This is a genomic window from Lentzea californiensis (genome assembly GCF_024648825.1).
In the GTDB taxonomy this organism is placed as follows: domain Bacteria; phylum Actinomycetota; class Actinomycetes; order Mycobacteriales; family Pseudonocardiaceae; genus Lentzea; species Lentzea californiensis.
On the sequence record NZ_JANBBE010000007.1, the window covers coordinates 172,171 to 195,931 of the forward strand.

The window sequence follows — 23,761 nt, forward strand, 5'->3', positions numbered from 1 at the left end:
TACCGGGGCCGGGCCACGTAATCTCGTCGGGTGTCCTGTGCAAGTGCCACGCTGGTCGTGTGGACGTCGGGCTGGCTGCACGGTCTAGCCGCCGCCGACGACGTCCTCGACGCCCTGCACATGTGGGCCGAGCAGCACGAGGTGGTGGCCGACGACGACGGCACCGCCACGGCGCTCGACCTCCCCGGTCCCGACGAGGCCCCCGTGGGCCCGGCCCTGCTGCTGGCCGCACTGCGGCGCGCGGGCGCCACCTCCGCCCGGCTGGTGCTGCCAGTACCGGGCGACGTGAGAGGTCTCGGTGGCAAGGGCCCCCTCTCGACGTGTGCGCTGCGCTCCGGCGAGGCGCTCGTCGTGCCGTCCGTGCACATCGGGCTCGTGCCGAAGATCGTCGCCGACGGCGTGATGCGCTGGACGGTGTTCGACCTGCCGTCGTCCAACGGCCTCGAGCACATCCCGATCGGCGAGGCCGAGCACGGCCTGGGCGCGGCGCTGCGCGAGGCGACGGCGGCCCTGGCGTCGCTGGACGTGGCCAAGCACCGGCCGAACGTCCGCAAGGAGATCGCCGACCTCGCGGCCGAGAACTCCACGCTGCCGTGGCCGGACGCGATGCCGCCGCGAGCGCTCCGGGTGCTGCAACGGGCCGCCGAGGTGGCCGCGATCGTGTCCGTGGCCAGCTCCGACGCCCCCGGCGGCGCGCTGTCCGCGTCGGCCATGACCGCTCGCACCGACGCACTGCGCCCCGTCTCCGAAGCCGTGCGCCGCGCACGGTGCGCGGCGGTCGACGAGGCCGTGCGTGTCCTGGCGGACAGCGGAGCGGGCCGGCACTGACGTTCGGCAGACGCGGTAGCCGCTGATCCAAACGAGTGGTTCTCCACCCGCGACCCCGCCTGAGCGGGCAACTCCCCCAGAAGCGTCGGTGCTCCGACATATGGTGCCGGGTGGGGAGGACGCCGGATGGAGGACGTCGACCAGCGCCGGTCGAGCACAGCACCCAGGTACGCGGGCGCCCTCATGCTGGCCGCGGTCGCCGGGCACCTGTTGTCCGAGACGGCCACGGGAGCGCTCACGACCTGGCAGTCGTGGGTGCTCTACGGCATCGGCGCGGCGCTCCTGGTCCTGTCCGCGTCCGCCATCGACAGGTTGAACCAGCTGGCCAAACGCATCCGGCTGCGCTGGGTGGTGTTCACGGCCGTGCTGGTGGTCGCGGTGGCGCTGGTCGCGGTCGCGGCACCGCCGATGGTCGCGTACGGACGGGTGCTGCTGCTGGGTTGTCCACAACCGACCGAGGTGCGGGTGCTGACGTCGCAGGACGCGGCGCCCGCGATCGGCGAAGTCGCGCGGAAGTTCGAGCAGCACACGGCGGCGAAGAACCACGGGTGCCGCACGGCGCGTCTCTACGTGTTCTCGGCGCCGGGCAACAGGGGTGCGATCGCGCTGCGGTCGTCGTGGTCGACGCAGGACCTGCGGGAGATCGGGCCGCACCCGGACGTGTGGCTGCCGGACTCGACCACGGAGACGAACGAGGTGGTGCGCCGCACCGGCGGCATCGGGTCGGCGGTGCGCATCACGCCGGGCGACTCGGTCGCGTTCTCGCCCGTCGTGCTCGCGGTGCCCGCGCAGATCGCGCAGGACGTCGTGTCCGGCGTGCCGGAGAGGTGGGGCGACCTGCTGACCAAGGTCGGCAGCACCGGCACCGAGATCGGCAGGCCGAACCCGCTGATGGCGATCGACGGCAGGCTTGCCACGGCGGCGTTGTACGAGACGCTCGAACCGGCCGTCGTCGAGCGCCGGGTCACGGAGGCCGACCGGCCGCAGCCGGGCGCCGCGATGATCACGACCGAGCAGGTCCTGTTGCGGCACAACAAGACCGGCTGCGCGCAGAAGCCGTGCCTCACCGCGTTGTACCCGTCGGACACCTACCGCGCCGACTACCCGCTGAACCTCGTCGAGTGGGACGCGCAGGACGTGTCGAACCTGGCCGCCCGCGTGCCGGCGAAGGCGTTCCAGGCGTGGCTCGGCACGCAGGAGGGCATGACGGCGCTCAACGCCGCCGGCCTGCGTCCCGCCCGGCAGGCCGCGGGAGCCGAGTTCCGCGAGGAGTTCGGGGTGCGGGCCGGTCTGGCGCTCGACCGGGCCGAGGCGGCGCCCGGCGACGAGGCCCAGGCCGCGTTCCTGAAGAAGTACGAGCAGGCCAAGAGGGACGGCAGGGTCTGGCTCACGCTCGACGCGTCCGGGTCGATGGTCGAGCCGACGGCCACCGGGGAGAAGCGGTTCACCGTGGCGGTCGAAGGTGTCAGCAAAGCGCTCACTCAGATGGGCGCCAGGGACACGTACGGCCTGTCGGTGTTCAACAACAACGAGGTGCGGCCGCTCGTCTCGCTCGGCAGGCGCGACAAGGAGGCCACGGCCGCCGCGTTGAACGCGGTGCAGCCCTCCGGTGGCACGCCGCTGCACCAGGCGATCGTCGACAGCCTCGACCGGGTCGGTGCCGACGACGCGGACCACGTCAGCGCGGTCATCGCGTTGACCGACGGCGAGGACACGACGAGCGCGCAGACCCGGCAGGACGTGGTGAACGCGGTGCGGCAGAAGGGAATCCGGGTGTTCGTGATCGCCGTCGGCGAGGCCAGCTGTGCGGCGCACGCGCTGACCTCCATCACGGACGCGTCCGGCGGCGAGTGCCGCGACTCGACCACGGACACGCTCGGCGACGACCTGGCGGCGTTGTTCCGCCGAGTGTGGGGAGGTGCCGGATGAGCTGGTTTCGGCGCACGTGGGCGGCCCTGCCGAGGCTGGGCCCGCCCGGCGTGGTGTGGGCGAACCGGTCGTGGCTCGCGATGGGCGTGGCCGTCGGCATCGTGCTGACGATCCTGTTCACCAGCGGGATCCAGCCGCTCTTCCGCGAGTCGGCCGAGTGGGAGAAGGGCAAGCTCGTCGTGCTCAGCGGCCGCGACCAGAGCGACGGCGGCCAGCGGCGCGCGTTGATCAACCAGTGGAACTCCGAGCACCCCGAACAGCCGGCGGAGATCATCGAACTGCCGACGGAGGCCGACGGCCAGCGCAGCGAGATGGTCGCGCGGGCGAGGGAGCAGGCCGAGAACGCGGACGTCTACAACCTGGACGTCACCTGGACCGCGGAGTTCGCCCAGGCCGGTCACCTGCGCCCGCTGTCCTCTGTGGACACCAGCGGGTTCCTGCGCCGTCCGCTGGAGAGCTGCCGCTACAAGGACGTGCTGTGGGCGCTGCCGTTCAACACGGACGCGGGTCTGCTCTTCTACCGCAAGGACCTGGTGCAGGACGAACCTCTCGGCCTCGACGACATCGCCGACACCTCCACCCGCGCGCTGCGGGCAGCGCGGGACGCCCGTCTCACCGCCGGTTACGCGGGCCAGTTCCTCGACTACGAGGGCCTCACCGTGAACGCTCTGGAACTGATCTGGGCGGAGAAGGGCGAGGTGGTCGACGAGACCGGCAAGGTCGTGATCGACTCCGACCGCACCCGCCGCGCCCTGCGCTGGCTCGCCGACGGCCTCAAGGGCGACAAACCCGTGGTGCTGCCCGAATCTCGCACGCAGAGCGAGGAGCTGACCACCCAGGCGTTCCGCGACGGCAAGATCGCGTTCATGCGCAACTGGCCGGTGGCCCACCGCACCCTGCAGGGCAACCGCGGCGAGTCCGCGGGCCGTCCCGGCATCGACTTCGAGGTGGCGCAGCTGCCCGGCCCGAGCGTCCTGGGCGGCCAGAACCTCGCCATCTCCGCGAAGTCCACCAAACCGCGCGCCGCCCAGGCGCTCATCGAGTTCCTCACCGGCCCGCGCAGCCAGCAGCTCCTCTTCGAACGAGGAGGCCTCGCCGCCACCCGCGGCATCGTCTACCAGGACAGCAGGGTCGCCACCGAGCACCCGTACGCCCGCACGCTCCTGAAGGCGATCGAGGACGCCCGGTTGCGCCCGGTCACGCCGTACTACTCACGCTTCAGCGACGAGTTCCGCACCATCGTCCGCTACGCCCTCGACCACGACGGCGCTCTACCCGCCAACGCCGAAGAGGCACTGACCGCAGCCCTGCAAGGTCGCTAGGCCCTGGCAGGCCTCTTGGCCGGTTCGCAGCACAACGGCGCACAAGGCGCACCGTTCACCGTGCACCCGGCCACCACGAACGACGACAACTTCCGCACCGGAGCCCCGGAAGTGTGCTCGGCGACCAGTTCGGTCACGAGCTCGGCGAAGCGCGGATCCCCGTTGGGCGTGGCGGCGCGGGCGAACTCCATCCCGAGCTCCAACGCGCGGTCGCGGGCCTCGGTGTCGAGGTCCCACACCACTTCGAGGTGGTCGGACACGAACCCGATCGGGCACACCACGACCCCGGTGACGCCCTTGGCGTGCAGGGCGTCGATGTGGTCCACGACGTCGGGCTCGAGCCACGGGATCTGCGGCGGGCCGGACCGCGACTGCCACACGACGTCGTACTCGGTGACGCCCAGCTCCGCGGCCACGAGCCGGGACGCCTCGACGACCTGGCGCGAGTAGCGGTAGCCGCCTTCCGCGGGCGGTCCCGCGGCCTTGTCCGCGGACACCGGCACCGAGTGCGCGGTGAACACCAGGCGGTACGGGCCGGACAGGGACGCGGCCGCGGCGCGCACCCCGTCGGCGAACGAGGAGATGAACAGCGGGTGGTCGAAGAACTGGCGCAGCTTCACGAGCTCGGGGCCGTCCGGCACGGCCTGCAGCGCGCGCACGATGTCCTCGTCGTACTGCCGGCACGCGGAGTAGCCGCCGTACGCGCTCGTCGGAAACACCAAGGCGCGCTGGACGCCGTCGGCCTTCATCTGCGCGACGACGTCCTCGGCCATCGGGTGCCAGTTGCGGTTGCCGAAGTAGATCGGCAGCTCGAAGCCACGGGCCCGCACGGCGTCGATGGCTTCGAGGTTCAGGCGGTTGATCGGCGAGACGCCGCCGAAGTGCTGGTAGTGGGCCTCGACCTCGTCCAGCCGCTCCGGCGGCACGCCACGTCCGCGAACCACGTTCTCCAGGAAGGGACGGACGTCCTCAGGACCTTCTGGGCCGCCGAACGACAGCCAGAGCAGCGCATCGAAACTCACCACTCCATCCAATCAGACGCCCGAACACCTCACATGACGAACGGATGTGACGTCAGAGACCGAGGAAGTGCACGCCGCCGTCGACGAACACCATCGAGCCCGTGGTGGCCGGGAACCAGTCGGAGAGCAGGCCGCAGACGGACTTCGCGACCGGCGTGGGGTCGTCGACGTCCCAGCTCAGCGGAGCCTTCTCGCCCCACATCTTCTCCAGCTCGCCGAAGCCCGGGATGGACTTCGCGGCCATGGTGCGGACCGGGCCGGCGGAGATCAGATTCACGCGGATGCCGTCCGGGCCGAGGTCGCGCGCCATGTAGCGGTTGATCGACTCGAACGCCGCCTTGGCAGCGCCCATCCAGTTGTAGGCGGGCCACGCCTGACGGGCGTCGAAGTCGAGGCCGACGACCGACGAGCCGTGCGACAACAACGGGCGCGCGGCCTGCACCAGGGCCTTGTACGAGTACGCGGAGACGTGCATCGCCACGGAGACGTCCTCCCACGGCGCGTCCATGAACGGGGCGCCGAGGCAGCTCTGCGGGGCGAAGCCGATGGCGTGCACGACGCCGTCGAGACCGTCGACGTGCTCACGCACCCGGTCGGCGAGCGTGTCGAGGTGCTCCTGGTTCTGCACGTCCAGCTCGACGACGGGCGCGGGCTTGGGCAGACGCTGCGCGATGCGCGTCACGAGGCTCATCCGGCCGAACCCGGTCAGCACGACCTCGGCGCCCTGCTCCTGGGCGACGCGTGCGACGTGGAAGGCGATCGACGCGTCGGTGATCACACCCGTGATCAGCAGTCGCTTGCCTTCGAGCAGTCCGGTCACTTGATCCAACCCTTTCGCAGTACGGGAAACCAGCCGTGGTTCGAGAAAGTCAGTGGCCCATGCCGAGGCCGCCGTCGACCGGCAGCACGGCACCGTTGATGTAGCCCGACTCGGTCGCCGCGAGGAACGTGACGGCGCGCGCGATCTCGTCGGCCGCACCGTAACGGCCGGCCGGGATCTGCTTGAGCGCTGCCTCGCGGACGGCCTCGGGCAGCTCCGCGGTCATGTCGGTGGTGATGAAGCCGGGCGCGATGACGTTCGCGGTGATGTTGCGCGAGCCGAGCTCCAGCGCGATCGAGCGCGCCATGCCGACCATGCCGGCCTTGGAGGCGGCGTAGTTCACCTGGCCGGCGCCACCGGTCAGGCCCACGACGGACGAGATGAAGACGATGCGGCCGAACTTCTTGCGCAGCATGCCGCGGGAGGCGCGCTGGGCGAAGCGGAACGCGCCGGTCAGGTTCGCGTCGACGACCTGGGTGAACTGCTCCTCGCTCATGCGCAGCAGCAGGGTGTCCTGCGTCATGCCCGCGTTGCAGACGAGCACCTCGACGGGGCCGTGCGCGGCTTCGACCTCGGTGAACGCGGCGTCGATCTCCGCCGAGTTCGTCACGTCGCACTTCACGCCGAGCAGACCTTCGGGAGCGCCGGACCCGCGGTGCGTCACCGCGACCTTGTCGCCCTGCGCCGCGAACGCCTGCGCGATCGCGAGGCCGATGCCGCGGTTGCCTCCGGTGACCAGAACGGACCGACTCACTAGCTCTCCTGAGAATCGCTGCTGGTTGACCGGGTGAGGCTATCGGCTACCGGCAGGTAGTCCGGCATCGGCGGAGCCATGTCACATCCGTCCGGGCATGATCGGGTGATGCGGGCCTTTCTCGATCAGCTCCGGCGCCAGGTGGACGGTGACGTCCTCGACGACCCGGCGAGCCGGGCCCTGTACTCGGCGGACGCGTCGAACTACCGGCACGTGCCGCGGGTCGTCGTCCGTCCACGCACGACGGACGCCGTCGTGACGGCCGTCGCGATCGCCGCCGAGCAGGGCGTGCCGATCACCAGCCGGGGCGCGGGAACCTCCATCGCGGGCAACGCGTGCGGCACCGGCCTGGTGATCGACTTCAGCCGGTACCTGACCGCGTTCGAGATCTCCGGCGACCGGGCGCTGGTCCAGCCGGGAGCGGTGCTCGACAGGATCAACGCCCGGGCCGGCGACTACCTGTTCGGCCCAGATCCGTCGACGCACTCGCGGTGCACCATCGGCGGGATGATCGGCAACAACGCGTGCGGCGCGCACTCGGTGAAGTGGGGCAAGACCAGCGAGAACGTCACGAACCTGAACGTCCTCACCGTCGACGGCCGCACGTTCGACACGACGAACCCGCCGGAGCTGGCCCTGCCTGCCCACGACCCGGCGTGGTTCCCCCAGCTCAGCCGTCGTGTCAGCGGGTACGCGCTGGACGCTCCGACGCTGACGCAGCAACTGGTCGGCACCGAGGGCACCTGCGTGGTGCTGCTGGGCGCGGAGCTGAAGCTGGTGCGCAGGCCGGAACGCCGCGTCCTGGTCGTGCTCGGGTTCGCGGACACCTACGAGGCCGCCGACCAGGTCATGCAGATCGAGGACGCGCTCGCGATCGAAGGCCTGAACGAGGCACTGGTGCACAGCGTCCGAACCCGTCCCGACCTGCCGGAAGGCCGCAGCTGGCTGTTCGTCGAGGTCGAGGACCGCCCGGAGCGGGTCGCCCGGATCACCAAGAACTCGATGATCATCCAGGACCCGGTCCACCAGCGCGCGCTGTGGCGGATCCGCGAGGACGGCGCCGGGCTCGCCACCCGCATGGCCGACGGCAGCGAGGCGTGGTCGGGCTGGGAGGACGCGGCCGTCCCGCCGGAGCGGCTCGGCGCCTACCTGCGCGAGTTCGACCAGCTGCTGACCAGGTACGGGCGGCGCGGCATCACCTACGGCCACTACGGCGAGGGGTGCCTGCACGTCCGCATCGACTTCGACCTGGCCAGCGGGCACCGGGAGTTCCTGCAGGACGCGGCCGACCTGGTGGTCAGCCACGGCGGCAGCCTGTCGGGCGAGCACGGCGACGGCCAGGCGCGGTCCGAGCTGCTCGGCCGGATGTACCCGCCCGCGGCGATCAGGGCGTTCGGCGAGTTCAAGCGCGCCTTCGACCCGCGGAACCTGCTCAACCCCGGCCGGATCGTGGAGCCGCTGAAGCTCGACGACGACCTGCGTGTCCTCGTGGCGCCACCGAGGATCCCGACCCGCGCGGAGTTCGCGAGCGACACGCGCAGGTGCGTCGGCGTCGGCAAGTGCCTGAACACCAAGGGCGGCGTGATGTGCCCGAGCTACCGCGTGACCAAGGAGGAGAAGCACTCCACGCGAGGCCGCGCGCACCTGCTGTTCGAGATGCTCAACGGCGACGTCATCAAGGGCGGCTGGAGGTCGCCGGAGGTGGCGGAGGCCCTCGACCTCTGCCTGGGGTGCAAGGGCTGCAAGCGCGACTGCCCGGTCGACGTCGACATGGCGAGCTACAAGGCCGAGTTCCTGCACGAGCACTACAAGGGCCGGATCAGGCCGCCTGCGCACTACGCCATGGGCTGGCTGCCGACGTGGCTGAAGTACGGCCTGGTCAACAGGTTCACGACTCGTCTCGGCCGGTTCGCGGGCATCACGCCGGAACGCGAACTGCCGCGCCGGAGGACTCCCCTGGTCCGGCAGCTGCACCCGCTGGGCAAGGGCGATCCGGTGCTGCTGTTCCCCGACACGTTCACGAACTTCTTCGAGCCGGGCATCGGCCTCGACGCCGCGAACGTGCTGGCACACTTGGGAAACCACGTCGAGGTGCCGTCCGCGAACGTCTGCTGTGGACTGACCTGGCACTCGACGGGCCAGCTCGGCAAGGCGCGCCGGGTGGTCGAACGCACCGCGCGGGCGCTGCTGCCGTGGACGAGCCGGGGCGTTCCGGTGATCGGCCTGGAACCGAGTTGCACCGCGTTCCTCCGCGTGGAGGCACCGAAACTGTCCGGCGACCCTGCAGTACAAGCGCTTGCGCGCGCCACCCGGACGTTCGCCGAGCACGTGGCGCCGATGCTGCCCGAGGTGGAGGGCGGCCGCGACGCCGTCGTGCAGACGCACTGCCACCAGTACGCGGAACTCGGCTTCGACGCGGACCGCGAGGCCATGGCCAGGGCGGGCCTGCGGCCGAAGGTCGTCGAGGGCTGCTGCGGCCTGGCCGGCAACTTCGGGTTCGAGAAGGGTCACTACGACGTCTCGATCGCGTGCGCCGAGCAGGACCTGCTGCCCGCGTTGCGCGACGACGAGGACGCGCTGGTGATCGCGGACGGCTTCAGCTGCCGCACGCAGATCCGCCACACGACCGAACGCGAGCCGGTCCATTTGGCCAGCGCGCTGGCGGCCCGCCTGGGAGTGACCTACCGCTGACCAACCAAGCACGAGGACCAGCAGAAGCGGAGAGCTCGACCTGGGGCGGAGGCTTCTTTACAGTCACTTAAGCGCGTCGGCACACCCCGGAAACGACCTTCTGGGGCGATACTGCTCCCATGCGGGTGCTGCTGGTCGAAGACGACGACGGAGTCGCGGACGCCCTGGTGGAGGCGTTGCGGGCGAACGGGCACCGGCCTTCCCGCGTGCGCAGGGGCTCCGACGCCCTGATCGCGCACCGCGACGCGGACGTCGTGCTGCTCGACCTCGGCCTGCCCGACCAGGACGGCCTGGAGGTGCTGCGCAAGCTCCGCAAGATCGACCCGGTGCCGGTGCTCGTACTGACGGCGCGCGGGGACGAACGCACGGTGGTGCGCGGGCTGCGGCTCGGCGCGGACGACTACCTGGTGAAGCCGGTGCGGCTGGCCGAGTTGCTGGCACGCATCGACGCGGTGGCGCGGCGCAGTGCGGCCCGGTCGCAGGAACCGGACGAGCTCGTGCGCGTGTCCGATGTGGAGATCGACCTGCAGAGCCGTCAGGTCGTGGTCGGCGGGCGTGAGATCTCGTTGACCACCAAGGAGTTCGAAGTTCTCGCGGTGCTGGCGCGCCGGCCCGGCACGGCGGTGAGCCGCCAGCAGTTGATGGACGAGGTGTGGGGCAACGCGTTCGTGGCGGTGTCGCGCACGCTCGACGTCCACCTCACGCAGTTGCGCGCCAAGCTCGACCGGCCGGGGTTGCTGCACACGATCCGCGGTTTCGGCTACCGGCTCGGTGAATAGATGCGGCGACGGCTTCTGTTGGTGTTGCTGCTGTTCTCGCTCTCGGCCGTCACGGCGTTCGCCTTCCCGTTGCTGATGAGCACGGCTTCGGAACGCACCCAGCAGTTCGTGATCAGCCGCACCGCCGACCTGGACCGCTTCGCCACGCTGCCGGTCGACGTCGTGGTGTCCGAGGCGGAGCGGTACGCCGAGGTGTACGGCGAGGAGATCGTGGTCGTCGACGCGTCCGGCACGCCCGTCGTCGAGTCGGGCATGACGGCGCAGGACGTGTCCGCGCAGATCGACGCGGCGTTGCGCAACCAGCCCGCCGCACCGGCGCCGACCGTGTTGCCGTGGAGCGGTGGCGACGTCCTGTTCGCCCGGCCCGTCGGCATCGGCACGAAGGTCGCGGGCGCTGTGGTGCTGCGTGCCTCGACGCGCGTAGCCGCTCTGGACGTCGCACGGCGATGGGCTCTCGTGCTGGCCGGGGCGTTGCTCGCGGCGTGCGCGTGCGTGCTGCTGGCACTCGTCGTGTCCCGCTGGCTGCTGCGACCTCTCAAAGAACTGGATCGAGGAGTCCGCGCGGTCGCGGAAGGCCAGCGGCGCACCCACGTCGCCGACACCGCCGGCCCGGCCGAACTGCGGGCGCTGTCGGAGTCGTTCAACCGCATGTCCGACGCCGTCGCCGAGGCCGCCGACCAGCAACGACGGTTGATCGCCGACGCCTCGCACCAGCTGCGCAACCCCATGGCCGCACTCCGGTTGCGCGTCGACATGCTGCCGTCCAACGGCTCGCTGCTGACCGAGGTCGAACGCCTCGAGTCGTTGCTGGACGGACTCCTGGCGCTGGCCTCCGCCGAGAGCACCGCCACCGAACGCGCCGCGGGCGGCATCGAACCCGAACTCGCGGATCTTCAGGTCGTGGCGCACGACCGCGTCGACGCCTGGCGCGCGGCGGCCCAGGCCGACGGCGTCACGATCACCGTCGACGACCGCGCGCCCGGCCTAGTGCGGTGCGCGGTGTCGGACCTCGCGCAGGTGCTGGACGTCTTGCTGGACAACGCCATCAGGTACGGCGGCACCGAGGTCACCGTGATCTGCGACCGCGCCACCCTGACCGTGCGGGACAACGGCCCCGGTTTGTCCAAAAAAGACATAGAGCGCGCCACCGAACGGTTCTGGCGCGGCGACGACTCCCGGCGCGGCACCGGCCTGGGCCTGGCCATCGCGGAACGCATCGTCACCGCGCACGGCGGGAAGCTGCGGCTGCGCACCGACCAGGGCCTCGTCGCGACGGTGGAACTGCCGAAGGAGCCACTGCTGTGAGGCGCCGGACGTTCCTGCTCGGCGCACTCGCCCTCACCGCGTGCGGAACGAGCGAACCCGACGGCACGATCAGGATCGCGGGAGGCGAGCCCGGCGGCTTCTACAACGACTTCGCCGCGCTGTTCTCCCGCCTGGCACCCAGCCCGCTGACCATCACGCCGATCGAGACCGGCGGCAGCGCCGACAACCTGAAGCACCTGCGCGAGGGCGGCGCCGACATCGGCCTCTCCCTGAGCGACAGCGCCCACATGGAACCCGGCCTCGTCGCCCTGGGCCGCGTCTACGAGAACTACCTGCAGCTCGTCGTCCTGCAGTCCTCGCCGTACAGGACGGCGGCCGACCTGATCGGCAGGCCGGTGTCCCTGGGCGCGGACGGCTCCGGCGCCGCACTGCAGGGCTCCAGACTCGCCCTGGGCGTGCAGGAGGAGCACTACCCACTGCGCAACGCCGTCGACGCCCTGAAGGCCGGCGAGATCGCCGCCCTGCTGTGGTCCGGCGGCGTCCCGACCCCGGAACTCGACCGGGCCAGCGGCATCAGGCTGCTGCCGCTCGACGGTTTCCTGCCGAGGCTGCGCCGGGACTACGGCAAGGTCTACGAACGCGTGGACGTCCGCATGGGCGTCTACGGCTCCCCCGTCGACGTCCCCACGATCGGCACCCCGAACCTGCTGGTGTGCCGCCCCGACCTGAGCACCGGGTACGCGGGTGCCGTCGTGCGGCTGCTCGTGGGCAGGGCCGCCGAACTCGTGCCGCAACAGGCCCTCGGCACCCAGTACCTCGACGTGCGCAGTCTCATCGACACGGGCAAGGTGCCCCTGCACCCAGGTGCGGCGGCGGAGTACCGGAGGTTGCACGGATGATCATCACGATGGCGTCGGTCTCGCTGGACGGGTTCATGGAGGGCCCCGGCCACGACATCAGCTGGCACGTCGTCGACGACGAACTGCACGAGCACTTCAACACCGGGCTCGCGCGGATGACCAGGTTCATCGACGGCCGCCGCAGCCACGAGACGATGCTCGAGACGTGGCCGCACACCGACGACCACCCGGAGTGGCCGCAGCCGATGCACGACTTCGGCCGGATCTGGCGGGACATGCCCAAGATCGTTTACTCACGGACGCTGGACACCACCGAGTGGAACACCACGGTGAAGCGCGAGGTCGTGCCGGACGAGATCAGGGCGCTGGCCGGCGACAGCATGGTCGGCGGCGCGCAGCTGGTGGGCTCGTTCTTCGAGCACGACCTGATCGACGAGGTGCGGCTCTACCTGAACCCGGTGGCGATCGGTGAGGGCACGCCGTTCTTCAAGAAGCCGATCGCCCTGGCGCTCGAGAGCACCAGGGCGTTCGGGACGGGCGTGGTCGAGCTGATCTACGGCAGGCCCTAGGGAAGTCGCTGCCCGAGCAACAAGGCCGCGGCGGCCGCGAACATCGCCGTCAGCGTGCCGAGCAACAGCCACGGCTTCGACGCGTCCGCCTGCTTCTTCTCGTAGCCGATCTGCTCGCCGAGCGTGTCGTAGACGCGCCGCAACTCCTCGGCGGAGGCGGCCTTGAAGAACTCGCCGCCGGAGATCTTCGCGATCTCCTTCATCGAGTCGTCGTCGACGGGCACGGACTGCTGCCGCCCCTCGATGTCGACCACGCCTTCCTCGGTGCCGAACGAGATCGTCGAGATCGGGGTGCCGGCCTTCTTCGCGTCCTCGGCCGCGTCGAACGCCTTGCGGGTGCCCACCGTCTCCTTGCCGTCCGTCATCAGCACGATGCGGGCGGGCGGTGGGCCCTCGGCACCGCCGACGACCTTGCCGAACGAGTCGATCGACGCCATCGCGGCCACCAGCGCGTCACCGGTCGCGGTCGACTGGGCGAGCTTGAGCCCGTCGATCGACTGCGTGACGGCGACGCGGTCGGTGGTCGGCGCGACGAGCACGGTGGCCGAGCCGGCGAACGAGATCAGGCCGAGGTTGATGCCCGGTGTGAGGCCCTCGGCGAACGACTTGGCGGCCACCTGCGCGGCCTCCAGCCTCGACGGCTTCACGTCGGTGGCCTTCATCGACAGCGACACGTCGACCACGAGCATCACGGTCGCCCGGTTGCGCGGGACCCGTTGCTCGGACGTCGGGCCGGCCAGCGCGACCGTCAGCAACGCCAGTGCGGCCAGCAGGAACGCCGCCGGGACGTGGCGCGACCAGCGTTCCCGCTTGGGCGCGACCTTCTCCAGCAGTTCCAGGTTCGTGAACCGCAGCACCCGCTTGCGGCGGACTCGTTGCGCCACCACGTATCCGGCGGTGAGCAGCGCCACGCCGAGCAGCAGCAGGAACCACCACGGGGCGACGAAGTTCGAGAAGCTCACGCGACACCCCCAGACCAGCGGCGCTTGCGCGCCACCACGAAACGAACCGTGTCCGCGATCCAGTCCGAGTCGGTCCGCAGCACCAGGTGCCCGGCGCCCGCGCGCCGCAGGCCCGCCGCCACCTCGCCCCGGTGTTCCGCGGCCGCGGCGTTGAACTCCTTGCGCAGCAACGCGGACGCGGTCACCTCGCGCTGCCGCCCGCTCTCCGGGTCGGACAGCACGACGGTGCCGACCTCGGGCAGGTCGACGTCACGCGGGTCGACGACCTCGATGGCCACGATGTCGTGGCGCGCGGACAGGGCGCGCAACGGCCGTTGCCACTCCATCTCGCCGAGGAAGTCGGAGATCACCACGATCAGGCCGCGCCGGCGTGGCGGGCGGCGCAGTTGTTCGAGCAACGCGGCCAGGTCGCCGCGGGTGCCCTCGGGCGCCCGGTCGATCTCGGCGATCTTGCGGATCATGCCGCGCGCGTGGGCCAGGCCACCGCGCGCGGGGATGCGGACGCTCTCCGCGCCCGTCGAGACCGCGGCGCCGATCCGGTTGCCGCCGCCGCGCGTCAGGTGCGCGACCGCGGCCGTCGCGGCGATGGCGAGATCACGCTTCTCGCACGCGGCGGTGCCGAAGTCGAGCGACGGCGACAGGTCGATCGCGAGCCACGTCTCCAGCTCGCGGTCGGCGACCGTCTCGCGGATGTGCGGGATCGTCGTGCGGGCCGTGACCGCCCAGTCCATCCGGCGCACGTCGTCGCCGGGCTGGTAGGTGCGGGCCTCGCCCGGTTCGGAGCCCGGCCCCGGCACGAGGCCGAGGTGGTTGCCCTGCAGCAGGCCGTCGAGACGGCGCCGGACCTCGAGCTCCAGCATGCGCAGCGCGGCTTCCATCTTGACGCCGCGCAGGACGGGCGGCGCCCAGGACGGGCGCTCCTCCTCGGCCTTGTCCCTGCTCACGGCCTACCAGCCGGAACCGGCTGCTGCGGACGGGCCGACACCTGCGGCAACGGCACGATCTGCAGCACTCGGGTGATGATGTGGTCGATCGGGACGCCGTCGGCCAGCGCGTCGTACGAGAGCACGAGGCGGTGGCGCAGCACGTCCGGGACGACGTCCACGACGTCCTGCGGCAGCACGTAGTCACGGCCGCGCACGAGCGCGAGGCCACGAGCGGCGGCGATGATGCCGAGCGACGCACGCGGCGAGGCACCGTAGGCGACCCAGCCGGCGACGTCGGTGAGGCCGTGCTCGCCGGGCGCGCGGGTCGCGATCACCAGGCGGACCACGTAGTCGACGAGCGCGTGGTGGACGAAGACGCGCGAGGCGACGCCCTGCAGGCGCACCAGCTCCTCGGGCGAGAGGACCTGGTTCGGCGTGGGCGCCTCGACGCCCATGCGGTAGACGATCTCGCGCTCTTCCTCGGCGGTCGGGTACTCGACCTGGATCTTGAACAGGAACCTGTCGCGCTGCGCCTCGGGCAGCGGGTACACGCCCTCGTTCTCGATCGGGTTCTGCGTCGCCAGCACCAGGAACGGGTTCGGCATCGGGAACGTGCGGCCACCGATGGAGACGTGCCGCTCGGCCATGACCTCGAGCATCGCCGACTGCACCTTGGCGGGCGCGCGGTTGATCTCGTCGGCGAGCACGAAGTTCGCGACGACGGGACCGAGCTCGACGTCGAACGTCTCGGTGGACTGGCGGTAGATGCGGGTGCCGAGGATGTCGGCGGGCACCAGGTCGGGCGTGAACTGCACGCGGGAGAACGAGCCGCCGACCACGCGGGCGAACGTCTCGACGGCGAGCGTCTTGGCGACGCCCGGCACACCTTCGAGCAGCAGATGGCCCTTGGCCAGCAGACCCACGAGCATCCGCTCGACGAGCCGGTCCTGGCCGACGATCACCCGCTTCACCTCGAACACGGTGCGTTCGAGCAGCTGGGCATCACGAGCCGGGGTGACGGGCGCCGATGCGTTCGGCGTTGCCTCGGCGGCGGGCTCGGTCACGTGCGGGCCTCCATGCGGAACAGGGTTTACCGATCGTTGAACAGTCTTACCCCCCGCCTGTTCAACCGCTGTGAAGGGTGTCCAGGTCGGCGGGTGTGTCGACGTCCCTCGCCTCACCGGGCAAAGCGGACACCTCGACGGGGTCGAGCCGCAGAAGAGTCTTGCGCAGCGGCAGGTTCCGCGGATCTCCGGGTAGGGCCGCGCGCAGGTCGGCGGCGTTCCAGTAACCGATCAGCCACTGCACCCTGTCGTCCTTGAGCACGGCGTTGCGGCCGGCGGCGCGCAGCCTCGCGATGGTGTCCGCGGTGAGTCCGGGCTGGTCCACGGCGAGCACCGCGACCCAGTCCTCGGTGATCTTCGCCAGTCCGGCGGCCAGACCGGCGAGCGGTCCTCCGCCCGGCGGGTCCTCCCGTGCCCAGACGACACCTGGCAGGTCCTTCTCCGGGCCGACGACGACCTTCTGCGCCGCGTCGTCCACAACGGACAGCACGTGGTCGAGCAGTGTGGCGTCCCGATAGGACAGCGCGGCCTTGTCGACGCCGCCGAGCCGTTCGCCCGTGCCACCGGTGAGGATGATCACCGCGTACGTCATGCCCTGCCTCCGATGTGCGTCGCGACGCCCTCCAGGAACAGGTGCAGGCCGAAGTCGAACTCCGCCTCGACGTCCTCGGCCGCGGCCACGTCGTCCAGGTCGAACACCCCGGAGTCGAGGACCTCGGCGAGCGCGGGCATCCGGCGCGGGTCGACGATCTCGCGCAGAACCTTGCCGTACTGGCTGCCGAACGCCGCGGGGTCGTCCTCGAAGCCCTGCGCCAGCGTGACACCCAGCCGCGCCTCGCCGTGCACGAAGGTCATCAGGCCCATCACCACGCCGACCTTCTCCCCTGCCTCCAGCGGCGTGTCCCGGAGTGCGCCGAGCGCGCTGTCGAGCCACGCGAGGCTCGTCAGGCCGGTCGGCGGTCCGCTGATCGGGATCTGCAGGAACCACGGGCGCTTGCGGATGGCTTCGAGCACCGCTTTCGCCCAGAAGCCGAGCTGCTCACGCCAGTCGCCGTCCGGCAACGGGGGCGGCTCGTCCATCGCGGCGTCGGCCATCAACGTGAGCAGCTCGTCTTTGCTCTTCACGTGCCGATAGAGGGCCATCGTCGCGTTGCCCATCTCCTGCGCGACGCGTGCCATCGACACGGAGGCGAGCCCTTCGGCGTCCGCGACCGCGATGGCGGCCCGCGTGATGTCGGCGGCGTCGATGGTCGGCTTCCGCCCCCTTTTCATGCCCCCTAGTCAAACAGATGCGTATGGCATACGCTAATTCAGGTTTTGCGTATGAGATACGCATAAAAGGGGGATCGATGATCGTCGAGACAGAAGGTCTGACGAAGAGATATGGCTCCACGACCGTGCTCAGCGGCCTGGACCTGAAAGTCGCGGAAGGGTCCGTGCTCGCGCTGCTCGGCCCGAACGGCGCCGGCAAGACCACCACGATCCGCATCCTGAGCACGCTGACCAGGCCCGATGGCGGCACGGCGCAGGTGTGCGGGTTCGACGTGGCGCGCGAGGCCGCCGCTGTGCGCGGCATGATCAGCCTGACCGGCCAGTACGCGGCGGTCGACGAGGAGCAGACCGGGCGCGAGAACCTGGTCATGATCGCCCGCCTGCGCGGTTTCGCGAGGCCGGCGGCTCGCGCACGGGCTCTCGAGCTGCTGGAGCGGTTCGGCCTGACCGACGCGGCGGACCGGCGGGTGCGCACCTACTCCGGCGGCATGCGCCGGCGCCTGGACCTGGCCATGAGCCTGGTGGCACAGCCGCGGCTGCTGTTCCTGGACGAGCCGACCACCGGCCTCGACCCGGTCAGCCGCACGACGATGTGGGACGCGATCGGGGACCTGGTGCGCGACGGCGTGACGATCTTCCTCACCACCCAGTACCTCGAGGAGGCCGACCGCCTCGCCGACCGGATCGTGGTGCTGCACAACGGGGGCGTCGTCGCGGACGGCACCGCGGACGCGTTGAAGAACTCGGTCGGGGGCACCCGCCTGGACCTGACCTTCCCGTGTGCCGAGGACGCGTTGCGCGCGAAGGCCGTGACCGGCGGAACCGCCGACGGCATGACGCTGAGCGTGCCGTCCGACGGCAGCGCGGTCCACCTGCACCGAGTGCTGGACGACGTGCTGGCCGCACGGGTGGACGTGCTGCGGGTCTCCACGCACCGCCCGACCCTGGACGACGTGTTCACCTCGTTGACGGCGGTGGCCGCATGACCGCGTCGCTGACGATGATCGGCCGCAGCATCCGGCTGAGCCGCCGCAACTTCGACCTCGTGATCATGGCGATCGTGTTGCCGGTGATGATGATGGCGTTGTTCGTGTACGTGTTCGGCGGCGCGATCGGCTCCGTTCAGTCCTATGTGGATTACGTGGTGCCCGGCATCCTGGTGCTGTCCACCGGTTACGGCGCCACGTCCACCGCGATGTCGGTGACCGACGACATGAAGAAGGGCGTGGTCGACCGGTTCCGCTCGATGCCGATCAACGGGTTCTCCCTGCTGACCGGCCACGTCGTCGCCTCGGTGGCCCGCAACGCCCTCGCGACGTTCGCGGTGGTCCTGGTCGCGTTGCTGATGGGCTTCCGGCCCGCCGCCTCGCCTGTCGGATGGGTGCTGGCGATGGGCGTGCTGCTGCTCTACGTGCTGGCGCTGTCGTGGCTCGCGGCGGGCTTCGGCGTGGTCGCGCGCAGCGTCGAGTCGGCCAGCCTGCTCGGCTTCTTCATGCTGTTCATCCCGTACCTGAGCAGCGCTTTCGTGCCGGTGGAGACGATGCCGTCCTGGCTGCGGCCGGTCAGCGAACACCAGCCGATCACACCGGTCATCGAGACGGTGCGGGCGTTGCTGAACGATCAGCCCGTGTCCTCGGGCTGGCTCGCGCTGGCGTGGTCCGGCGGGCTGCTGGTCGCGGCGTTCGGCTGGTCGACCTGGTTGTTCGGCCGGATCAACCGCCGCTGAGGTGCGCGGCGTCGAGGCGGGTGAGCTCGTCCGCGGTGAGGTCGATCTCGCCCGCCTCGACGTTCTGCCGCAGGTGCGCCGGATCGCCCGTGCCGGGGATGACCAGCACGTGCGGCCCGCGCGCCAGCGTCCACGCCAGCCTGACTTGGGCGGGCGTGGCGCCGCGCGCGTGCGCGATCTCGGTGACCACGTCGTCCTCGGCCGACGTCCCGGCCTCCTGGTTGGCGCCGGCGAGCGCGAAGAACGGCACGTACGCGATGCCGCGCTCCCGGCACACGCCGACGAAGTCGTCCTGCTCGGGGTGGTGGCCGAGCCCGTAGGAGTTCTGCACGCACACGACCTCGGCGATGCGTTGCGCCTGGTCGAGGTGGTGCGGCTTGACGTTGGACAGCCCGAGGTGCCGGACCAGCCCGTCCCGCTGCAGCTCGGCGAGCCGCCCGAAGTGCTCGCTGAGGTCGTCCAGGCCGCTGATCCGCAGGTTGACCACGTCGAGGTGGTCGCGGCCGAGCTGCCGCAGGTTCTCCTCGACCTGCCCCTTGAGCTGCTCCGGCGTGGCGAGCGGCAGCCACTCCCCCTGCGGCGTGCGGCCGGGCCCGATCTTGGTGACGATCACCAGGCCCTCCGGGTACGGCGCGAGCGCGCTGTTGATCAGCTCGTTCGCCGACCGCGTGGCGGAGAAGTAGAAGGCGGCGGTGTCGACGTGGTCCACCCCGAGCTCGACGGCCTTGCGCAGCACCTCGATCGCCTGCCCGCGGTCGCGCGGCTCGGCCCGCCGGTCGAACGCCGTCCCGCGCTGCGGCAGTCGCATCGCACCGAACCCGACCCGGTTCACGGTGAGGTCACCCAGTCGCCACGTCATTCCTCCCACTGTGCCAGCCTTGGCGCCGTGGGACTGTTCACGCTCTCCGATGCCCAAGCCGAACTCGCACGACTGCTGCCCGTGCTCGACGAGATCGTGCGCCTGCGAGCCGACGCCGCCGAACTGGCCGTCGGGGGCTCCGCGCTGGGCGGGCTGCCGGAGTTCAAGGCCGCGCAGGCCCGGCTGGACGAGCTGATGGAGGCGGTGCAGCAGACGGGGGCGGAGCTGAAGGGCTTCGCGCCGTTGCTCGTGGACTTCCCGTCGGAGAGGGACGGTGTCCCGGTGCTGCTGTGCTGGCTCGAGGGTGACCGCGAGCTGGGCTGGTACCACCGGACCGATCTGGGCTTCGCGGGCCGCCGCCCGCTGTGATCTTCAAGCGGTGACCGGATCCGTCCGCTCCCCGCCCGGGTCGTGCCTGTCCCCCGCCCTTGGGGCCGGCGAGGCTGGGGACCATGAAGCGAGCATTGATCGTCATCGACGTGCAGGAGTCGTTCCGCCAGCGCGCCAACTGGGCCGAGGTGTCCGACCCGGACGTCGTGGGCAAGGTGAACCAGCTGGTCGACATGAGCCGCGACGCCGGTGACCTCGTGGTGTGGGTGCTGCACTCCGAGCCCGGTTCCGGCGACGTGTTCGACCCCGCGCTCGGGCACGTGCGGCTGATCGACGGGCTGAAGCCGCTCGACGACGAGCCGGTGCTCACCAAGACCGCGCACAACGCGTTCACCACGACGAACCTGCAGCAGACGCTGACGACGCGGGGGGTGCGGGAGTTGCTGATCAGCGGCATCCGGACCGAGCAGTGCTGCGAGACGACGACGCGGGTCGGGTCGGACCTCGGGTTCGGCATGACGTTCGTGACGGATGCGACGGCGACCATGCCGCTGCCGCACTGGCGCACCGGGAAGGTGCTCGGGGTCGACGAGATCATCGAGCGCACCGAGTACGTGCTGGCCGGCCGGTTCGCGCGGATCTCGGACGTCGCTACGCTGACCGGATCGTGACCAGAGTCGTCTTCCTGCTGGTTCCTGGACTGCACCTGCTCGACCTCGCGGGGCCGGCGCAGGTGTTCTCCAGCGCTGCCGATCTCGTGAACGGCTACGAGTTGTCCTACGTGGGCGACACGGACACCGTGCTCAGTCATCAAGGCGTGCCGCTCGGTGCGTCGCGTGAGTTGCCCTCTCTCGCGGCGGACGACCTCGTGTTCGTGCCGGGGTGGCGGTCGCCGAAGATCGTGGGCACCGGTCACTTGAGCGAACGCGCGATGGCGTGGTTGCGCGCGCACCACGACGGCGGCGGCACGGTTGCGAGTGTGTGTGCCGGCGCGGATGCATTGGGACGCGCGGGTTTGCTCGACGGACGGCGTTGCACCACACATCACGAACTGCAGGAGGAGCTCGCACGGCGTTACCCGGCCGCACACGTCGTGCGGGACGTGTTGTTCGTGGAGGACAACAGGGTCGTGACGTCTGCGGGCATCGCGAGCGGTATCGACCTCGCGTTGCATCTCGTCGCCGTGCGTCATGGGCCGGCCGTAGCCGCCGCGATCGCACGGACGATGGTCATCTACGCGCGCAGGAACGGCGACGACCAGCAAGACAGCGTGCTGATGCGGCATCGGTCGCACATCAACGAGACGGTGCACCGCATCCAAGACGTCATCGAGTCACGGCTCGCCGAGCGCCTTTCTCTCTCGGAACTCGCCATCCACGCCGGGTGCAGCGAACGGACCGTGACGCGGCTGTTCGGCCGTGCGACGGGCATGACTCCGTTGAAGTACCAGCAGGCGTTGCGCGTCGAGCGAGCCGAGCACCTGATCGGTCAGGGCGCCACGGTGGAGACGGCGGCGCGCAACGTCGGGTTCGAAGACGCCCGGATGTTGCGCCGATTGCGTTCCCGCTGAGCCGCACGCGTGCGGCCGTCCACAGGCGACGGAACACCCTTGAACGCCATCGGAACCGGCCTAAGCTGTGCCGCGTGACGACTCTGGCGAACCGCCTCAACACCGCGTTGCTCGTGATCGACGTGCAGAACGGCGTGGTGGACCACGCCCACAACCGTGACGAGGTCGTCGCCAACGTGGCCGCTCTCGTCGACAAGGCGCGCACGGCCGGCGTCGACGTCGTGTGGGTGCAGCACAGCAACGCCGAGCACATGCCCAAGGAGTCCGACGGCTGGCAGTTCGTGCCCGAGCTGAAGCTCGCCGACGGTGAACCTGTGGTGCACAAGACCTACGCCGACTCGTTCGAGGCGACCGACCTGGAGGAAGTGCTGGCGGGCAAGGGAATCGGCAGCCTCGTGGTGTCCGGCGCGCAGACCGACGAGTGCATCCGCTCGACGCTGCACGGAGCCATCGTGCGCGGTTACGACGCCCTGCTGGTCAGCGACGCGCACACGACCGAGGACCTGTCGGAGTACGGCGCCCCCACGCCGGACAAGGTCATCGCCCACACCAACCTCTACTGGGAGAACCACACCGCGCCCGGCCGCAGCGCGGGCGTCGTGAAGACCGAGGACGCGTTCAAGCCCGCGTGATGAGGTGCACGCTCGGCATGTAGTCGATCTTCCAGTCCTCGTACACGCCGCACAGCCCGCACTTCAGGCACCGCAGCCCGACGGTCAGCCAGCGCACCTCGCCGTCCGGACGGCACGACGACCCGAGCGCGGCGGCGAACTCCTCGCCGCCGCACGTGCACTCGCACTTTTCCGCGTCGTCATCGTCCCAGTGCTCGTCGGAGTCGCCGATGAACTCCGCCAGACCGCAGCCGAGACAGGTCCGGCGCATCGCCTGGTCCTCGGTCAACTGCACCACGAACGACGTGCCGCCACAGCCGCCGCAGACCGACTCGACGACGTGCGTGACCTCGTAGCCGTCTTCCTGGTATTCGCGGATCGCCTCTTCGAGCGTCATCCCGCCACCCGGTTGATCCCGTCGCTGCGCAGCACGCGCTCCGCGGGTGCGCCTTTGGCCAGCGCCACCATCGCGCGTCCCACGAGTTCCGTGGTCGTGACGTACTTCGGAGCCACCTTGCGCAGCACCGGGAACAGCCACGAGGACCACGAGTAGACGTACCGGTAGATTCTGGTGCGCGAGGTGATCCCGTGCCGTGGCTGGATGAAGCCCGGCCGCAGCACGAACACCGGCCGGTCCAGCGCCAGCAGTTCGTTCTCCGTACGCCCCTTCACCCGCGCCCACATCGTCTTGCTGTCAGCGCCAGCGCCCTCACCGGACACGTACACATAGGTGCCGCCAACGACCCGTGCGGCCTCCAGCGCGTAGTCGTGTGTCACGGGCGTGTACTCGGCCTCGGTCAGACCAGCGGACGTCACGCCCATGCAGTAGAAGCACGCGTCAGCACCGGCCAGCTCCGACGCGACCGGCGAAAGGTCACCGAAGTCGGCATGCACGACGTGCCGCAGCTTCGGATCGCTCACGCTCGACGGCGAACGTCCCACCGTCACAACGGAATCCACCGCGGGATCGAGCAGGCACTCCCGCAAAGCGCCCTGACCCACCATGCCGGACGCACCGAACACCACGATCTTCACGGCATCAAACTAGTCGCCAGCGCCGCGGTGACGCGTTCACCGTCCCCGGTCGCCAGCAGGTCCAGCAACGCACCCCGCAGCAACGCGAGCTCACGCGTGCGCAGGGCCAGCCCGTCAGCGGTGTCACGCACGTCCTCGGGCTGAGAAGTCTTGAGCACCTCCAGCCAGTCCTCCACGGTCGCACGCGCGAAGCCCGCCCACGGCCCGTCGGGTTCCACGAGAGAGCGCGCGTACGCCTCCAGCCACAACGTCAGCAACGGCCGATGCGCCGGCGCGGCCAGCCACTCCCACAACCGCCGGACCACCCCCGGCCCCGCGCCGATGTCGGCGAGCAACGCCAGTTCGTCGGCGCGAGCGCGCGCCAGCAGCGCCTTGACCAGGCCTTCCTTGCTGCCGAAGAGGTAGAGCAGCACGCGCGTGCTCGATCCGATGGCCGCCGCCAACGGCCGCAGCGACACGTCGGCGAGGCCGTGGGTGAGCACGTACCGGTAGGCGGCTTCGAGCAGTTCGGTCTCGCGGGCGGACGGCATGGCGCTAGTCTCGCATCACTGAAACACTCGTGTCAG

General features: G+C 70.5%; 26 protein-coding genes. 14 read left to right on the forward strand and 12 right to left on the reverse strand.

Annotated elements, in window-relative coordinates:
- The first annotated feature begins 30 nt into the window (after positions 1-30).
- From LX88_RS25220 to LX88_RS25230, 3 genes are all read left to right on the forward strand, one after another.
- Complete coding sequence (locus tag LX88_RS25220) at positions 31-828, forward strand: Rv1486c family protein (protein ID WP_258950290.1); 798 nt, start codon at positions 31-33, stop codon at positions 826-828.
- A 126-nt stretch (positions 829-954) separates the two neighbouring features.
- Positions 955-2,757, forward strand: coding sequence for a vWA domain-containing protein (locus tag LX88_RS25225; protein ID WP_258950291.1), 1,803 nt, complete (start codon positions 955-957; stop codon positions 2,755-2,757).
- Complete coding sequence (locus LX88_RS25230) at positions 2,754-4,079, forward strand: extracellular solute-binding protein (RefSeq protein ID WP_258950292.1); 1,326 nt, start codon at positions 2,754-2,756, stop codon at positions 4,077-4,079. Before LX88_RS25225 ends, LX88_RS25230 begins: the two co-directional genes overlap by 4 nt.
- Here the strand turns inward: LX88_RS25230 and LX88_RS25235 are convergent.
- From LX88_RS25235 to fabG, 3 genes are read right to left on the reverse strand one after another with little or no spacing between them, the layout of a single operon-like run.
- Complete coding sequence (locus LX88_RS25235; RefSeq protein WP_258950293.1) at positions 4,076-5,101, reverse strand: ferrochelatase; 1,026 nt, start codon at positions 5,099-5,101, stop codon at positions 4,076-4,078. The two genes, LX88_RS25230 and LX88_RS25235, sit on opposite strands and share 4 nt — an antisense overlap.
- Positions 5,102-5,153: 52 nt before the next feature.
- A complete protein-coding gene (gene fabI / locus LX88_RS25240) occupies positions 5,154-5,921 on the reverse strand; it encodes an enoyl-ACP reductase FabI (protein WP_258950294.1) in 768 nt (255 codons plus the stop codon).
- A 49-nt stretch (positions 5,922-5,970) separates the two neighbouring features.
- Positions 5,971-6,675, reverse strand: a complete 705-nt coding sequence (gene fabG, locus LX88_RS25245) for a beta-ketoacyl-ACP reductase (protein ID WP_030481838.1) — start codon at positions 6,673-6,675, stop codon at positions 5,971-5,973.
- A 108-nt stretch (positions 6,676-6,783) separates the two neighbouring features.
- Between fabG and LX88_RS25250 the strand changes: the two genes are divergently transcribed.
- The 5 genes from LX88_RS25250 (at position 6,784) to LX88_RS25270 (ending at position 12,840) form a co-directional block, all read left to right on the forward strand.
- Positions 6,784-9,366, forward strand: a complete 2,583-nt coding sequence (locus LX88_RS25250; RefSeq protein WP_258950295.1) for an FAD-binding and (Fe-S)-binding domain-containing protein — start codon at positions 6,784-6,786, stop codon at positions 9,364-9,366.
- A gap of 119 nt (positions 9,367-9,485) precedes the next feature.
- A complete protein-coding gene (locus LX88_RS25255; protein ID WP_258950296.1) occupies positions 9,486-10,145 on the forward strand; it encodes a response regulator transcription factor in 660 nt (219 codons plus the stop codon).
- Complete coding sequence (locus LX88_RS25260; protein WP_258950297.1) at positions 10,146-11,450, forward strand: sensor histidine kinase; 1,305 nt, start codon at positions 10,146-10,148, stop codon at positions 11,448-11,450.
- Positions 11,447-12,310 (forward strand): TAXI family TRAP transporter solute-binding subunit, encoded by an 864-nt coding sequence (locus tag LX88_RS25265; protein ID WP_258950298.1) that lies wholly within the window; start codon positions 11,447-11,449, stop codon positions 12,308-12,310. The genes LX88_RS25260 and LX88_RS25265 overlap by 4 nt, the downstream gene beginning before the upstream one ends.
- Positions 12,307-12,840 (forward strand): dihydrofolate reductase family protein, encoded by a 534-nt coding sequence (locus LX88_RS25270; RefSeq protein WP_258950299.1) that lies wholly within the window; start codon positions 12,307-12,309, stop codon positions 12,838-12,840. Before LX88_RS25265 ends, LX88_RS25270 begins: the two co-directional genes overlap by 4 nt.
- Here LX88_RS25270 and LX88_RS25275 read toward each other — a convergent pair.
- The 5 genes from LX88_RS25275 to LX88_RS25295 all read right to left on the reverse strand — a co-directional run bounded on the left by LX88_RS25275 (position 12,837) and on the right by LX88_RS25295 (position 17,064).
- Complete coding sequence (locus LX88_RS25275; protein ID WP_258950300.1) at positions 12,837-13,802, reverse strand: VWA domain-containing protein; 966 nt, start codon at positions 13,800-13,802, stop codon at positions 12,837-12,839. The two genes, LX88_RS25270 and LX88_RS25275, sit on opposite strands and share 4 nt — an antisense overlap.
- Positions 13,799-14,680 carry a DUF58 domain-containing protein gene (locus LX88_RS25280; protein WP_258950551.1) on the reverse strand — a complete coding sequence of 294 codons (882 nt, stop codon included), beginning with the start codon at positions 14,678-14,680 and terminating at the stop codon, positions 13,799-13,801. Before LX88_RS25280 ends, LX88_RS25275 begins: the two co-directional genes overlap by 4 nt.
- 62 nt (positions 14,681-14,742) lie before the next feature.
- A complete protein-coding gene (locus LX88_RS25285; RefSeq protein ID WP_191304813.1) occupies positions 14,743-15,792 on the reverse strand; it encodes an AAA family ATPase in 1,050 nt (349 codons plus the stop codon).
- A 61-nt stretch (positions 15,793-15,853) separates the two neighbouring features.
- Entirely contained in the window at positions 15,854-16,384 is a 531-nt protein-coding gene (mobA, locus tag LX88_RS25290; RefSeq protein ID WP_258950301.1) for a molybdenum cofactor guanylyltransferase, read from the reverse strand.
- Entirely contained in the window at positions 16,381-17,064 is a 684-nt protein-coding gene (locus LX88_RS25295; RefSeq protein ID WP_258950302.1) for a TetR/AcrR family transcriptional regulator, read from the reverse strand. Before LX88_RS25295 ends, mobA begins: the two co-directional genes overlap by 4 nt.
- 77 nt (positions 17,065-17,141) lie before the next feature.
- Here LX88_RS25295 and LX88_RS25300 point away from each other — a divergent pair, with 77 nt between their 5' ends.
- Positions 17,142-18,050 carry an ATP-binding cassette domain-containing protein gene (locus LX88_RS25300; protein ID WP_258950303.1) on the forward strand — a complete coding sequence of 303 codons (909 nt, stop codon included), beginning with the start codon at positions 17,142-17,144 and terminating at the stop codon, positions 18,048-18,050.
- Positions 18,047-18,790, forward strand: a complete 744-nt coding sequence (locus tag LX88_RS25305) for an ABC transporter permease (protein ID WP_258950304.1) — start codon at positions 18,047-18,049, stop codon at positions 18,788-18,790. Before LX88_RS25300 ends, LX88_RS25305 begins: the two co-directional genes overlap by 4 nt.
- Here LX88_RS25305 and LX88_RS25310 read toward each other — a convergent pair.
- Positions 18,777-19,649 (reverse strand): oxidoreductase, encoded by an 873-nt coding sequence (locus LX88_RS25310; RefSeq protein ID WP_258950305.1) that lies wholly within the window; start codon positions 19,647-19,649, stop codon positions 18,777-18,779. The genes LX88_RS25305 and LX88_RS25310 overlap by 14 nt on opposite strands.
- Positions 19,650-19,676: 27 nt before the next feature.
- Between LX88_RS25310 and LX88_RS25315 the strand changes: the two genes are divergently transcribed.
- The 4 genes from LX88_RS25315 (at position 19,677) to LX88_RS25330 (ending at position 22,181) form a co-directional block, all read left to right on the forward strand.
- The gene (locus LX88_RS25315; protein WP_258950306.1) at positions 19,677-20,018 is read left to right on the forward strand and encodes a DUF2203 domain-containing protein; all 342 of its coding nucleotides are present in this window, start codon (positions 19,677-19,679) and stop codon (positions 20,016-20,018) included.
- Positions 20,019-20,101: 83 nt separating this feature from the next.
- On the forward strand, positions 20,102-20,650 hold the full coding sequence (locus LX88_RS25320) for a cysteine hydrolase family protein (RefSeq protein WP_258950307.1): 549 nt from the start codon (positions 20,102-20,104) through the stop codon (positions 20,648-20,650).
- The gene (locus tag LX88_RS25325) at positions 20,647-21,549 is read left to right on the forward strand and encodes a GlxA family transcriptional regulator (RefSeq protein ID WP_258950308.1); all 903 of its coding nucleotides are present in this window, start codon (positions 20,647-20,649) and stop codon (positions 21,547-21,549) included. Before LX88_RS25320 ends, LX88_RS25325 begins: the two co-directional genes overlap by 4 nt.
- A 74-nt stretch (positions 21,550-21,623) precedes the next feature.
- Positions 21,624-22,181 carry an isochorismatase family protein gene (locus tag LX88_RS25330; RefSeq protein WP_258950309.1) on the forward strand — a complete coding sequence of 186 codons (558 nt, stop codon included), beginning with the start codon at positions 21,624-21,626 and terminating at the stop codon, positions 22,179-22,181.
- Here LX88_RS25330 and LX88_RS25335 read toward each other — a convergent pair.
- Genes LX88_RS25335 through LX88_RS25345 form a run of 3 tightly spaced genes read right to left on the reverse strand, consistent with a single transcriptional unit; the run spans position 22,168 to position 23,725 of the window.
- Positions 22,168-22,557: a hypothetical protein gene (locus tag LX88_RS25335; protein WP_258950310.1), complete on the reverse strand. Its 390-nt coding sequence runs from the start codon at positions 22,555-22,557 to the stop codon at positions 22,168-22,170. The two genes, LX88_RS25330 and LX88_RS25335, sit on opposite strands and share 14 nt — an antisense overlap.
- The gene (locus LX88_RS25340; protein ID WP_258950311.1) at positions 22,554-23,195 is read right to left on the reverse strand and encodes a Rossmann-fold NAD(P)-binding domain-containing protein; all 642 of its coding nucleotides are present in this window, start codon (positions 23,193-23,195) and stop codon (positions 22,554-22,556) included. The genes LX88_RS25335 and LX88_RS25340 overlap by 4 nt, the downstream gene beginning before the upstream one ends.
- Positions 23,192-23,725 (reverse strand): TetR/AcrR family transcriptional regulator, encoded by a 534-nt coding sequence (locus LX88_RS25345; RefSeq protein ID WP_258950312.1) that lies wholly within the window; start codon positions 23,723-23,725, stop codon positions 23,192-23,194. The genes LX88_RS25340 and LX88_RS25345 overlap by 4 nt, the downstream gene beginning before the upstream one ends.
- Positions 23,726-23,761: the final 36 nt, after the last annotated feature.